Annotated in this window: 16 protein-coding genes; 10 read left to right on the top strand and 6 right to left on the bottom strand. The window is 64.3% G+C overall.

The window, feature by feature from the left end:
- The first annotated feature begins 39 nt into the window (after window positions 1–39).
- The 6 genes from JOE27_RS10170 (at window position 40) to JOE27_RS10145 (ending at window position 4,811) form a co-directional block, all read left to right on the top strand.
- On the top strand, window positions 40–405 hold the full coding sequence (locus JOE27_RS10170) for a 5-carboxymethyl-2-hydroxymuconate Delta-isomerase (RefSeq protein ID WP_046788014.1): 366 nt from the start codon (window positions 40–42) through the stop codon (window positions 403–405).
- A gap of 85 nt (window positions 406–490) precedes the next feature.
- Window positions 491–1,624 (top strand): ribonuclease D, encoded by a 1,134-nt coding sequence (gene rnd, locus JOE27_RS10165; protein WP_115274087.1) that lies wholly within the window; start codon window positions 491–493, stop codon window positions 1,622–1,624.
- Complete coding sequence (locus JOE27_RS10160) at window positions 1,621–1,914, top strand: YcgL domain-containing protein (protein ID WP_012315722.1); 294 nt, start codon at window positions 1,621–1,623, stop codon at window positions 1,912–1,914. The genes rnd and JOE27_RS10160 overlap by 4 nt, the downstream gene beginning before the upstream one ends.
- 78 nt (window positions 1,915–1,992) lie before the next feature.
- Window positions 1,993–2,925, top strand: coding sequence for a D-2-hydroxyacid dehydrogenase (locus tag JOE27_RS10155; RefSeq protein WP_046788016.1), 933 nt, complete (start codon window positions 1,993–1,995; stop codon window positions 2,923–2,925).
- Between the two features lie 186 nt (window positions 2,926–3,111).
- Window positions 3,112–3,561 carry a YcgN family cysteine cluster protein gene (locus JOE27_RS10150; protein ID WP_042112095.1) on the top strand — a complete coding sequence of 150 codons (450 nt, stop codon included), beginning with the start codon at window positions 3,112–3,114 and terminating at the stop codon, window positions 3,559–3,561.
- Window positions 3,562–3,602: 41 nt separating this feature from the next.
- Window positions 3,603–4,811, top strand: coding sequence for a hypothetical protein (locus JOE27_RS10145; RefSeq protein ID WP_204918660.1), 1,209 nt, complete (start codon window positions 3,603–3,605; stop codon window positions 4,809–4,811).
- A 46-nt stretch (window positions 4,812–4,857) separates the two neighbouring features.
- Here the strand turns inward: JOE27_RS10145 and JOE27_RS10140 are convergent, their stop codons facing one another.
- The 3 genes from JOE27_RS10140 to JOE27_RS10130 all read right to left on the bottom strand — a co-directional run bounded on the left by JOE27_RS10140 (window position 4,858) and on the right by JOE27_RS10130 (window position 6,230).
- Window positions 4,858–5,199: a DUF2892 domain-containing protein gene (locus tag JOE27_RS10140; protein WP_046788018.1), complete on the bottom strand. Its 342-nt coding sequence runs from the start codon at window positions 5,197–5,199 to the stop codon at window positions 4,858–4,860.
- Between the two features lie 116 nt (window positions 5,200–5,315).
- Complete coding sequence (locus JOE27_RS10135; RefSeq protein ID WP_115274091.1) at window positions 5,316–5,786, bottom strand: RNA methyltransferase; 471 nt, start codon at window positions 5,784–5,786, stop codon at window positions 5,316–5,318.
- Window positions 5,787–5,858: 72 nt separating this feature from the next.
- Window positions 5,859–6,230, bottom strand: coding sequence for a YajD family HNH nuclease (locus JOE27_RS10130; RefSeq protein WP_012315716.1), 372 nt, complete (start codon window positions 6,228–6,230; stop codon window positions 5,859–5,861).
- A 131-nt stretch (window positions 6,231–6,361) separates the two neighbouring features.
- Between JOE27_RS10130 and JOE27_RS10125 the strand changes: the two genes are divergently transcribed.
- Complete coding sequence (locus JOE27_RS10125; protein ID WP_046788019.1) at window positions 6,362–6,640, top strand: hypothetical protein; 279 nt, start codon at window positions 6,362–6,364, stop codon at window positions 6,638–6,640.
- On the opposite strand, the gene JOE27_RS10120 is transcribed toward JOE27_RS10125, so the two are convergent.
- Window positions 6,637–7,104 carry a cyclic nucleotide-binding domain-containing protein gene (locus tag JOE27_RS10120; RefSeq protein ID WP_115275498.1) on the bottom strand — a complete coding sequence of 156 codons (468 nt, stop codon included), beginning with the start codon at window positions 7,102–7,104 and terminating at the stop codon, window positions 6,637–6,639. The genes JOE27_RS10125 and JOE27_RS10120 overlap by 4 nt on opposite strands.
- Window positions 7,105–7,217: 113 nt before the next feature.
- The gene (locus tag JOE27_RS10115; RefSeq protein ID WP_174142313.1) at window positions 7,218–9,260 is read right to left on the bottom strand and encodes a S9 family peptidase; all 2,043 of its coding nucleotides are present in this window, start codon (window positions 9,258–9,260) and stop codon (window positions 7,218–7,220) included.
- 82 nt (window positions 9,261–9,342) lie between these two features.
- Here JOE27_RS10115 and JOE27_RS10110 point away from each other — a divergent pair, with 82 nt between their 5' ends.
- From JOE27_RS10110 to JOE27_RS10100, 3 genes are read left to right on the top strand one after another with little or no spacing between them, the layout of a single operon-like run.
- Window positions 9,343–9,837, top strand: coding sequence for a hypothetical protein (locus JOE27_RS10110; protein ID WP_012315712.1), 495 nt, complete (start codon window positions 9,343–9,345; stop codon window positions 9,835–9,837).
- A 14-nt stretch (window positions 9,838–9,851) separates the two neighbouring features.
- The gene (locus tag JOE27_RS10105; RefSeq protein WP_012315711.1) at window positions 9,852–10,625 is read left to right on the top strand and encodes a class II glutamine amidotransferase; all 774 of its coding nucleotides are present in this window, start codon (window positions 9,852–9,854) and stop codon (window positions 10,623–10,625) included.
- Between the two features lie 9 nt (window positions 10,626–10,634).
- Window positions 10,635–11,156: a DUF2937 family protein gene (locus JOE27_RS10100; RefSeq protein WP_196996880.1), complete on the top strand. Its 522-nt coding sequence runs from the start codon at window positions 10,635–10,637 to the stop codon at window positions 11,154–11,156.
- Between the two features lie 102 nt (window positions 11,157–11,258).
- Here JOE27_RS10100 and JOE27_RS10095 read toward each other — a convergent pair whose 3' ends face one another.
- Window positions 11,259–12,170 (bottom strand): LysR family transcriptional regulator, encoded by a 912-nt coding sequence (locus JOE27_RS10095; protein ID WP_046788027.1) that lies wholly within the window; start codon window positions 12,168–12,170, stop codon window positions 11,259–11,261.
- Between the last annotated feature and the right edge of the window lie 90 nt (window positions 12,171–12,260).

The following is a 12,260-nucleotide window of genomic DNA, read 5'->3' as shown; positions in this document are numbered from 1 at the left end:
GGTAGGCTGTCGCTTCCCCCAACGCCTGGAACCTGTGCCATGCCTCACCTGAACCTGGAATACAGCGACAACTTGCGCGAGCTGAATGTCGAGGTACTGCTGTTGCGCCTGAATCACGCCCTGGTCGGCAGCGGCCAGTTTGCCGATGAGGCGGACATCAAAAGCCGCGCCCAGGCGTTCGCCCATTACCGGGTGGGCACAGCACCGGCCGAGCGGGCATTTGCCCATGTGCGCCTGGCCATCCTCAGCGGGCGCCCGGCGGAGGTAAAGAAGCAATTGTCCGCCAGCTTGCTGGAGGTACTGCGTGAGGCCATACCTGAGCAGGCGGGCGTAGACCTGCAATTGTGCGTGGAAGTGCTGGATATCGACCGCGAGCCTTACGCCAAGCTTCGCTTGCCAGGCTGACCGCCGTCGGCGCAGATGTTCGTCAGGTTTCACCCGCAGGGCCCGCGCCGTATATACTGCGCGCCAATGTTTGTGGGAGAGCCTCGTGGCCATCGAAATACACTGGATCCGTGACGACCAGACCCTGGCCGAACTCTGCCAGAGGTGGCGCACATTGCCCTTTGTGGCGCTCGACACCGAATTCATGCGGGTCGACACCTTTTACCCGAAAGCCGGCCTGATCCAGATCGGTGACGGCGAGCGGGCTTATCTCATCGACCCGTTGCTGATCGGCGACTGGCAGCCGCTGGGCGAACTGCTAGAGGATGCAGGCGTGGTCAAGGTGCTGCACGCCTGCAGCGAAGACCTCGAAGTGCTGCTGCGCCTGACCGGCAAGCTGCCCCAGCCGCTGTTCGACACGCAGTTGGCCGCGGGCTACCTGAACCTGGGCTTCTCCATGGGCTATTCGCGCCTGGTCCAAGAAGTGCTGGGCCTTGAGCTGCCCAAGGGTGAAACCCGCTCGGACTGGCTGCAGCGCCCGCTGTCGGACACCCAGGTCAGCTACGCCGCCGAGGATGCCGTGCACCTGGCCGAACTGTTTGCGGCCTTGCGCCCCCGGCTGTCCGACGACAAGTACGCGTGGGTGCTGGAAGACGGTGCCGAACTGGTGGCGGCGTTGCGCCGTGAGGTCGAGCCCGAGACCCTGTACCGCGATGTCAAGCTGGCCTGGAAGCTGGGCCGCCAGCAACTGGCGGTGCTCCGCGAGCTGTGCGCCTGGCGCGAGCGTGAAGCACGCAGCCGCGATGTGCCGCGCAACCGTATCCTCAAGGAACACTCGCTGTGGCCAATGGCCAAGAACCAGCCGGACAACTTGTCGGCCCTGGCCAAGATCGATGAAATGCACCCACGCACCATCCGCCAGGATGGCGCCTTCCTGATCGAGCTGATCAAGCGCGCCGCCAGCCTGCCGCCTGAGCAATGGCCGGCCACGTTGCCCGAACCGCTGCCGATCGAAGCGGCCGGCATCCTCAAGCGCCTGCGCGCCATCGGCCAGGCCGAAGGCGAGCGCTTGGGCATTGCCCCGGAGCTGATGCTGCGCAAAAAGGCCCTGGAAGCCCTGCTCAAGAGCGGCTACCCCAATGGCCCCTATCAACTGCCCGATTCGCTGCGCGGCTGGCGCCGTGAGCGGATGGGCCAGGCCCTGCTGGACGACCTGGCGGGCGCCGGAGAAACCCGATGAAACGTATCTGCTCGATCTACAAGAGCCCCCGCAAGAACGAAATGTACCTCTACGTACTCAAGGCCGAGGGCCTGGAGCGCGTGCCCGAGGCGCTGCTGCCGTTCTTCGGCACGCCCGTGCATGCCTTCGACCTGGTGCTGAGCCCCGAGCGCAAGCTGGCCCGCGAGGACATCGTCAAGGTGCTGGACAACCTCGAAAACCAGGGTTACCACCTGCAGATGCCGCCGGCCGAGGACGAGTACATCGAGCATTTGCCGGAAGAACTTCTGCGCCGAAACGACCCGGTCTGACCCGGCCACTCTCCCTTCACACCCCAAGGTGGCCCGCATGCCGGGCCGCCTTCGTTGTCTGCCAAGGTTGTCACTTTGATGCGCGTTCTGATCGCTGAGCAGGATCATGCCAACTACGCCCGCCTGCTGGCTGAAGCGGCCCCGGACCTGGAAATCCTGACCAGCGGCGATTCCGCCGAACTGGCCTTGCAGGCACCCCAGTGCCCGGTCTGGCTGGGCCAGCCAGACCTGCTTGCCAGTCTGCTGCGCCAGGGCCACAAGCCGGCCTGGATGCAATCGACCTGGGCCGGCATCACGCCCTTGCTGGCCGATGGCTTGCCGCGTGATTACCGCCTGACCCGTGCGGTCGGCATCTTTGGCCAGGTGATGGCCGAGTACATGCTCACCTATATGCTGGGGCACGAGCGCGAAGTGCTGTCTCGGCTGGTGAGCCAGGTGGAGCGCCGTTGGGACGACCGCCCGGGGCGTACGCTTGAAGGGCGCAAGGTGCTGATCGTGGGTACCGGCGATATCGGCCAACGCGTGGCCGAATTTCTCTTGCCGTTTGGCGTGACCCTCTATGGCATTGCCAGCACGCCCCGCGAGCAGGCGCCGTTCGTCGAGGTCGCCGGGTTGGCTGATTTGCCACGGATGGTCGGGCAGGCCGATTACGTGCTCAACCTGTTGCCGGATACCCCGGCAACCCATGACCTTTATGATGCCGCGCTGTTCAAGTGCTTCCGGCCCAGTGCGCTGTTCATCAATGCCGGGCGTGGGGTGGCGGTGGTCGATGCTGACCTGGTCGAGGCGCTGAAGCAGGGGGATCTGGCGGGCGCGGTGATCGATGTGTGCCGGCAGGAGCCGTTGCCGCAGCGTCACCCGTTCTGGACGGCGTGGGGGTTGTTGCTGACCGGGCATAGCTCGGCACCGACTTCGCCGGCGGCGATGGTACGGCTGTTTGTCGAGAACGTGCGGCAATACCAGGCAGGGCAAGGGTTGCGTGGCGAAGTGGATTTCGCGCGGGGCTATTGAGCTGCAGCCGGTCGCTACTGACAAGCGGTCTGGCATTGCCGAAGGCCAGGCTCTAGACTGGCGCCGCCATGGCGCCCAGCTACAACACTCAAGCTGCAAGCCACCAGAAAAAAGCCATACGCGCCGCAATTGCCTGGAGCTTCCAGCATCAAGCCTGGCGCAGGCCCAATGCAGGAAACCCGTGTGATGATCGCTGAAAGCGCGCCGTTCTGGCGGCGCAAGACCCTCGAACAACTCGACCCGCAAGAGTGGGAGTCGCTGTGTGACGGCTGTGGCTTGTGCTGCCTGCAAAAGCTCGAGGACGAGGACGACAACAGCGTCTATTACACCCGTATTGCCTGCAAGCTGCTGGACATGAACACCTGCCAGTGCAGCGACTACCCCAACCGTTTCGCCCAAGTGCCCGATTGCATCCAGCTCACCCCTGGCAAGGCTGACCAGTTCAAGTGGCTGCCGAGCACCTGCGGGTATCGTCTGGTCAGCGAGGGCAAGGACCTGCCGGCATGGCACCACCTGGTCTGCGGCGACCGCAGCCAGGTGCATGAACAGCGCATTTCCCAGTCGGGGCGTATGCTCAGGGAGCAGGATGTGGACGAAGACGACTGGGAAGACCACCTGATTTTTCGCGCCAGCTGAGCGGCATCCTCCGTCGCCTCTGGGAAACAAGGAGTTTCTGTATGCGTTGCCAGCTGTTGCTCCTGCTGGGCCTTGTGGCCAGCTCGCCTGCCTGGGCGAAGAAAGTCGACCTCGACTACCAGGTGCGGCTGTTGCCTGCCAGTGGCCAGGCCGAAGTGCGCCTGACCCTGGCAGACGGCAATGCCGTGCGTAGCCTCGACTTCGACCTGGGCAAGCAGGGGGCTTACAGCGCTTTCCAGGCGGACGGCCAGTGGCAGGTGCAGGGAGAGCGCGGTGTGTGGCACCCGGCGGCGGGCAAGACCAGCCTCAGCTACCGGGTCAAGCTGGACGAGAAAGTACGCAGCGGTGCCTATTCCTCGCGCATTACCCCTCACTGGGCTTTGTTCCTGGGTGACCAGCTGGTGCCACCGGCACGCCTTGACCAGCAAGACGGCACCGAACTGGTGGCGCGCTTGTCGGTCGACCTGCCTGAGGGCTGGAAAAGCATCGAAACCTCCTGGCCGCGCATCGGCAAGGACAAGTTCCGTATCGACAATGTATCGCGCCTGTTCGATCGCCCGACTGGCTGGATGCTGGCCGGCGACCTTGGCAGCCGACGTGCGCGTCTGGGCGAGACCGAGGTGACGGTGGCGGCCCCGGTGGGGCAGGGCATGCGCCGCATGGACAATCTCACCCTGCTGACCTTCGTCTGGCCGCACCTGCAGGCGGTATTCCCACGCAACCCGGCAAAGCTGCTGTTGGTGGGGGCCCGTGATGGCATGTGGCGCGGAGCAATGGCAGCGCGGGGCTCGATATACCTGCACAGTGCCAGGCCCATGGTCAGCGAGAGCGGTAACAGCCCTGTGCTGCGTGAACTGGTGCAGCTGTTTGCGCAGGTTCATGTGAGTGCTGACAGCGACTGGCTTGGCCAGAGCCTCACCGATTATTACGCCAACGAGTTGCTGCGCCGGGCCGGGGGGGTGAGCGATGACCGCTACCAGGTGTGGCAGGCGCGTTTGCAGAAGCAGGGGGCCAAGGTCACCCAGTTGCGCGGCGAGCGGGCAAGCCCGGCCCAGGTTGCCCGTGGTGTTTTGCTGTTGCAGGCGCTGGACAAGGAGATCCGCATCCACACCCAGGCCAAGCGCTCACTGGATGATGTGACCCAGGCGCTGATGCGCTTGCCGAAGGTGAGCACCGAGGAGTTCGTGCAGATCAGTGAGAACGTGCTGGGGCGGCGATCCGAGGTCTTGCAGAGCAAGGCGTTGCGTTAGCTTGCAGGCTGGCCCTGCTGGCGACAGGGCCATTAAAAACAACTGATCAACTACCCGTGAGCGGGTCTTTCCCCGTTACCGTCACCCCGCGCGTCGCCGCCTCGGCACTGCGTTTGAGCGCCTCCAGCTCCGTCGCACTGCGTTCAATGTCCGAGCGCAAACGGTGATATTCCTGTCGATGCTTCTGCCACCAGGCCTTGGTCGAGCAATGGCCGCTGATTCCGCGAGCCACCGCAAGGCCACCGACCGCCATCTGCAGCAGCCCGACCAGCCCGCCGTGGCGCATACCCTTGGTGAACATCAGCGCACCCCCGGCCAGTGAACCGACCCGTTCCAGGCCCTGTACGTTATGGTCCTGTGACGCCGTAGTGGAATGAATATCGAGCATGGCAAGCCCTCCATCTGAAGTGTAAGCAGCTGACCAGATGCTTGCTGCACACGTTCAGTCGGGTTGCCAAGCGGTCGCAATTTGCCAATGTTGGTAGGGCGCTGCGCGTTGCCCGGCTACTTGAACTTGGGGCCCGAGCGGGTATTGAGCCCCTTGGCCAAACGGTCGTATAGCACCACATTCACCGTCGCGGCGAGGTTCATGCAGCCTTCGGTAGGGATGTAGATGGTTTCTTCACACCATGCGCGCACGCTGGCATCGAGACTGCCGTCTTCCGGCCCGAAGATATAGATGGCGCGATCAGGGTGGGTGTAGTCAGGCAGGGGCCGTGCACCTTCCACCAACTCCACTGCAACGGGTGTGCAACCCAGCGGGATGATGCGCTGCAGGTCGTCGATGCCGATCAGCGGAATATCGTAGTGCACGCGCTTGGTGTCAGTGACGAAGTCGCGGGCGCGCTCGTAGCGCTTGCCGGTGTAGAACACCGAGTTGACGCCGTAGCAACCCGCTGCGCGCATCACCGAACCTACGTTCTCTGCAGATTTTGGGTTGAACAGGCCGATGCAGCTGTACCGTTTGTTTGCCACGTGCCGGGGCCCTTCGCAAAAAAAGCGCGATTATACGGGCTCGCCGGCAGCAGCGGGGGGCTGTGTCGACAGTCAGTCTTTCTTCAGCAAGCCAGCCAGCCCGGCGAACGGGTTGTGCGTGGCCTTGGCGATGCTCGGGGTGCTGGTGGAGCCTTCGCTGAAGTACTGCTGGTCGGTATAGCGCGAGTGCTCGTTGTCGTGGCAGTACAGGCACAGCAGCTCCCAGTTGGAGCCGTCCTGGGGGTTGTTGTCGTGGTTGTGGTCACGGTGATGCACGGTCAGCTCGCTCAGGCGCTTGCCGGCGAACTCACGGGCGCAACGGCCGCACACGTGCGGGTACATTCTCAAGGCTTTGTCGCGGTAGCCCATCTCTTTGTCGCGCTTGGCGTCGGCGAGGATGCGGTCGAGGCGGGCGGTGGCGGCGGACGTGGATGCCGAACTCATGGTGTTTCCTTTGTTCTGATCAGGCAGGTAACGGTTATGCCAACGAGTCTAGCGCGCTTGCAGGGCAAGCGGACAGGCGGAAACGTGTATTAAGGCGTAGCCTGTAGGAATGTTCAGACAGGAGGTTGCTGATGTTTCATGCGATCCTCGCCGCGCTGCTGTTAGCCGGCCTGCCCTTGGCGCATGCCGCCGGCACGCCGCCGCGTATCACTACACCGGTGCCCGGGGCACCTGGCACGGCAACGCCCACGCCGTACCCTCAGATTACCCCGAGCACTGTACCCAAGGCCTACGACAGCCAGCCCGGCGCGCCGCTGCTGCCGCCCATGCCGGTGCCTGGGCCGCCGAAGGATCAGCCATTGCCTGGATTGCGTACGGAACCGGCCAAGCCGCCGGCGAATGATGACTAAAGTGCCAGGCGCTGCCCGTCCTGCATCCGCAGGCGTTTCGACAAGGCTACGGCCAGTGCGCGGATGATCCGCGCGGCGATGCGTGGGGCTTCGTTGAGCATCTTTTCCAGCGAATCCTTGCCCAAGGTCAGCAGTAGGCAGTCGCTGGCGGCCAGGCAGCTGGCCGAGCGGCGCTCGCCGTCGAGCACGGCCATTTCGCCGAAGGCGCGGCCACTGCGCAGCGTGGCGATTTCTACCTGGGCGCCGTGGGCGTCGGTCTTGCGCACTGAAACCACACCGTGGTGCAGGATGCACATGAAGGTGCCGGCGTCGCCTTCGTTGAAGATGGTTTCGCCTTCGACCAGGGTGGCGAGGCTGAAGTAGCCTGCGGCGGTATGGAAGTCAGCGGGCTGCAAGGTATCGAACAGGTCGCAGTCCATGAGCATGTCGCGGATTTCGGCGCTGAGATGGGTCTGGTCGGGCATGTGTCGTTCTTCTTGGCGGGTGTTGTCCGAAAGTTTCTGGGCGGCCCCGATCGTCGGCTTGCCGGCAATCAGGGCCATTGGCCCTGCGAACCTATGACAACGAAAAGCGCGTTTTACACCACGCCCAGCTCATTGAAGACGAACGCATATTCAAGTGCCACGTCTCGCAACCCCTGGTAGCGCCCACTCATACCGCCGTGGCCGGCCCCCATTTCGGTCTTGAGCAGCAGCAGGTTGCTGTCGGTCTTGCGCGTACGCAGGCGCGCCACCCACTTGGCCGCCTCCCAGTACTGCACGCGGCTGTCGTTGTAGCCAGCGACCACCAGCATGGCCGGGTAGGCCTGGGCGCTGACGTTCTCGTAGGGGGCGTAGGCCTTGATCCGCTCATACACCTGCGGCTCTTGCGGGTTGCCCCATTCGTCGTACTCGGTGACGGTCAATGGCAGCTCGGGGTCGAGCATGGTGTTGAGCACATCGACGAACGGCACTTCGGCGATGGCGCAGCGGAACAGATCCGGGCGCAGGTTGAGCACCGCGCCCATCAGCAGGCCACCGGCGCTGCCGCCACTGATGGCCAAGCGGTCGGAGGCTGTCACGCCTTTAGCGATCAGGTGCTCGGCGCAGGCGATGAAGTCGCTGAAGCTGTTGTGCTTGTGCTCCTGCTTGCCGGCGCGGTACCAGGCTTCCCCCAGCTCGCCACCACCGCGCACATGGGCGATGGCAAAGGCCACACCGCGTTGCAGCAGGCTCAGGCGGGCGTGCGAGAACCACGGGTCGAGGCTCTCGCCGTAGGCACCGTAACCGTACAGGTAGAGGGGGACCGTCTTGCCCTGGTCTTGTTTGCGGCGCACCAGGCTGATCGGTACCTGGGTGCCGTCGGCGGCGGTGGCCCACAGGCGTTCGCTGACGTAGTCGTCGGCATCGAACTCGCCCAGCACCGGGGTTTGCTTGAGCACTGTCTGCGCGCCCGTGGCCAGGTCCAGCTGACGCACCTGGGCCGGGCGGTTGAGTGCCTCGTAGCGCAGGCGGATGCGCGTGCTGGCGAACTCCAGGCTGTCCTGTACGTACAGGCTATAGGCCGCGTCAGGCAACTCGACGCGGTAGGCCGGCGTGCCTTGCGGGCGCACTTCGATGATCGGCAGGCCGCCTTCACGCAGGCTCAAGGTGAGGGCGCTGGCGTTGAGGCTAAGGCCTTCGAGCATGATGTCGTCGCGGTGCGGCACCAGCACCTGCCATTGCTCGCGGGTGGGCACCTGGTCTGCCGCTGCCTGGTACAGGGCGAAATTGATGCCGTCCTGGTTGCTGCGGATGAACCAGCGCCACTGGCCATCGAGCTGGCCGTGGTCGGGGAAATACTCGTGGCCCTCGGCGCGCGGTGCCAGGCAGGTAAATGCCGCCCGTGGCGTTTCAGCGTCCAACACCCAGGCTTCGCTGGTGGTCTTGCTGTTGAGCAGCAGGACCAGCTGGCGCTCGGAGCTGGCGCGGTAGCAATGCAGGAAAAAACGCCCGTCCGGCTCTTCGAAAACGGCCTGCGCGCCGGTTTCGCCCAACGTGTGACGGCGCAGCCGCCACGGGCGGTGGGTGTCGTCCAGTTCGGCAAAGAACAGCGTCTGGCTGTCATTGGCCCAGGTCAGGCTGCCGTCGCAGTCGTCGAAGGGCAGGGCGGTCAGGTTGCCGCTGGCCAGGTCCTTGACGTACAGGGTGTAGACCTCGTCGCCGCTGGTGTCGAGGCTGTAGGCCAGCAGGCGGTGATCGGGGCTGACGCTGAAGCCGCCAAGGGCCAGAAAGCCGCCGTTGGCCAAGGCGTTGGGGTCGAGCAGCAGCTGTTCCTGGCTTTCGTCCACCGTGTTGGCGTCATCCGCAGGCCGTGGGCAGCGATAGTGGCGCGGGTATTCATCGCCTGCCGTGGTGCGGGTGTAATAGAGGTACGGGCCCCAGGGGGAGGGCAGCGACAGATCGGTTTCCAGGATACGGCCCTTGATCTCTTCGAACAGCTGTTCGCGCAGGGGCGCCTGGTCGGCCAGGCAGGCTTGCTGATAGGCGTTTTCGGCCTGCAGGTACTCGAGCACCTCAGGGGTGTCGCGCTGTTGCAACCAGGCGTAAGGGTCGGTGGCCTGGTCTTGGCGGGCGATGGGGGGCTGGAGCGCGTTGGGCATCGGGGATCTCTTGGCTGGGGGGCGCCTGCGCCCGGAAAAGTGTTTATCATAGGCAACTCTTTGCCTGGCTTGCACGATCACCATGACCGAGAACGACTATACCCTCGCCTGGGGCCTTTACGCTGTTGCTGCCCTGGGTTGTCTCTGGGTGGGTTTCAAACTCACTGGCTGGATGTGGCGCTGGCTGCGTGAGCCGCTGCGGGTGATCCTCGCGGTCCTGTTGTTGACGCCGACCGTCGTCGACCCGGGCAAGGATGCCATGGCCCCGGCCATCGCCATCACTGCCCTGGACGTTGCCTTCAAGGTGGGCAACAACGCCTGGCGCGCGGTATCGGACTTTGCCATGTACGGCCTGATCGCCTTTGGCCTGTACCTGGCCTTCGTGCTGCTGCGCTGGCCGCTGGAAAAGCGTGCCCGCGAGCGTCGCGAGCAGCAGGAGGCCGCCGCCAAACGCCTGGCTGCCGAGGATGATCAAGTGGGCGTCGGGGCGCCGCTGGCCGCCGAACGCGGTGACCGTTACCGCAATGACCCACCGCCTGCCGCACCTTCTGGTGGCCGGGTCGAGCCACGTCTGTAAGCGGAGGCATCACCATGTGCGAACTGCTGGGCATGAGCGCCAACGTCCCCACCGACATCGTCTTCAGCTTCACCGGCCTGATGCAGCGCGGCGGCCGTACCGGCCCGCACCGTGACGGCTGGGGCATCGGTTTCTACGAAGGCCGCGGCCTGCGGCTTTTCCAGGACCCGGCAGCGAGCAGCGAGTCGGAAGTCGCCAACCTGGTGCAGCGTTATCCGATCAAGAGCGAAGTGGTCATTGGCCACATCCGCCAGGCCAATGTCGGCCAGGTGTGCCTGTCCAATACGCACCCGTTCGTGCGCGAAATGTGGGGCCGTAACTGGTGCTTCGCCCACAACGGCCAGCTGGGGGCGTTCAAGGGCGAGGCGACCTTTTACCGGCCGGTGGGCGACACCGACAGCGAAGCAGCCTTTTGCGACTTGCTCAACCGCATCCGCGCGGCTTTCCCTGAGCCGGTCGCAGTGGAACAGCTGCTGCCGGTGCTGGTCGAAGCCTGTGCCGAGTATCGCGGCAAGGGCGTGTTCAACTGCCTGCTCAGCAATGGTGACTGGCTGTTCTGCTTCTGTTCGACCAAGCTGGTACACATTACCCGTCGCGCCCCCTTTGGCGCGGCGCGTTTGAAGGATGTCGACCTGATCGTCGACTTTCACACCCAAACCACCCCCAATGACGTGGTCACGGTGATTGCCACCGAGGCCTTGACCGAGAACGAGACCTGGCGGCGCTACGAACCCGGCCAATGGGGCCTGTGGCGGCACGGAGAGTGCGTTTCGCAAGGCCAGAGCTAAGGACGCTGCATGTTCAGAAGTTACCTGCGGTTGCTGCTGTTCACCTTCGGCCTGCTGGCCGGTATCCAGGTGCCTGGGCTGGTCAAGGATTACAGCCAGCGGGTCGAGGCGCACCTGTTCGAATCGCGCCAGGCACTCGATGGCTTCAAACAGACCGCCGAACGCTTCTTCAAGGGCGATTTGCAGGCGCTGGTGCGGCATTACCGCAGCAGTGACGATGTGGTGTTCAACAGCGATGCCAACAGCATAGAAAGCCTGCTGATCCGCAACCAGGTGCTCGAGAACGAGTGGCAGGCGCTGCAAGGCTCGTGGGTCAGCCGCACCTGGCATGTGCTGGTGCAGCCCGACCCGCAAATGCGTGAAGAGACGCTCAAGGCGTACAGCTATCAGATTCTGCTGGTGCCGGAGGCGATTGGCTGGGGCGTCGGTGCGGGGTTTGTGCTGGCGTTTGTCGTCGAAAGCCTGTTGCTGGGAATTGCCTGGGTCATTCTCGGTGGGCGGCGCAAGGCGGTGAAAGAGAGCTGGCGTTGATCCCTGCTGGGTCAGGCCCGGCTCTACCGCCGGCAAGCCGGCTGCCACAAATAAATCACTGTCCGTGAGAGCTGTGAGAGCCGGTACAGATACTAGCGTTTGTCAAACCAACACAATCCGCTGCCCTCCCACATCCCGCGCATAGCGCTCCAGCACCTGCCGGCACACCCCGACCACCTCATCCACCAGCGCCACCCCGGTCTGCCAGGCCACCACCAGTTCCAGGCTCGGCGGCGGCTGCAAGCCTTCGAGCAGCACCAGTTCGCCCCGGCTCAGTTCGGCGTCCACCAGCGCGGGCGGCAGCGCACCAATGCCGAAGCCGTCGCGCAACAGCCGTGTGATCGCCGCCACCGAGTTCACGCAGTTGAGCCGTGGGGTTTCGGCCCCTGCGGCCTGCAACAGGCTGAGCACTTCCTGGTGCGGCCGGGAGTTCTTCGAGAACGTGACGATCCGCTCACGCCCAAGCTCGGCCAGCGAGGCGTAGTCGCGGTGTTGGGCTGAGCCGGCCGCCACCACCCAGCCCATCGGGTAGCGCGCCAGGTCCAGGCTGCGGATCGACTGTTCGCGCAGCAGGTCGGTTTGCAGGATCACGTCGAGAAAGCCTTTTTGCAGCTGTTCGCGCAAGTTCAATGCAGTATCAGCCACCAGCTCGATTTCCACCTGCGGGTAGCGTTCGCTCAACTCGGCCACCAGCGCGCTCATCCAGGTGTGGATCACGGTGTCCATCACGCCAAGGCGGATGCGCCCGACCTTGGCCCGGTCGCTGTCCAGCGACTGTTTCATGGCCTTGGCGGTGTCGAGCATGCGCTCGGCATACTCCAGCACCTTGCTGCCCTCCGGGGTCAGGCTGACGCCGCGTGAATCGCGCAGCAGCAGCTTGACGCCCAGGTCGGCTTCCAGTGCCGCAATGCGGCTGGAGACCGACGCCTGGGTGGTGAAAAGTTTCTCGGCGGTGAGGCGGAAGCTCTTGAGCCGGGCGACCCAGACGAAAGTTTCGAGGAAGCGTAGGTTCATGATCAGTTTTTCTTGTTCCAGACCGGCGGTTTTTCTCGTTGGACTCGGGCGCTGCGGGCTCTGAACATGACGCACAGGCCGCGACGCCAG

Origin of the sequence: Pseudomonas sp. M5, from assembly GCF_016907075.1 — a bacterium.
GTDB classification, from domain to species: domain Bacteria; phylum Pseudomonadota; class Gammaproteobacteria; order Pseudomonadales; family Pseudomonadaceae; genus Aquipseudomonas; species Aquipseudomonas putida_E.
The sequence above is the reverse complement of the archived record's forward strand: the minus strand, read 5'-3'. Positions and strand labels throughout refer to the sequence as shown.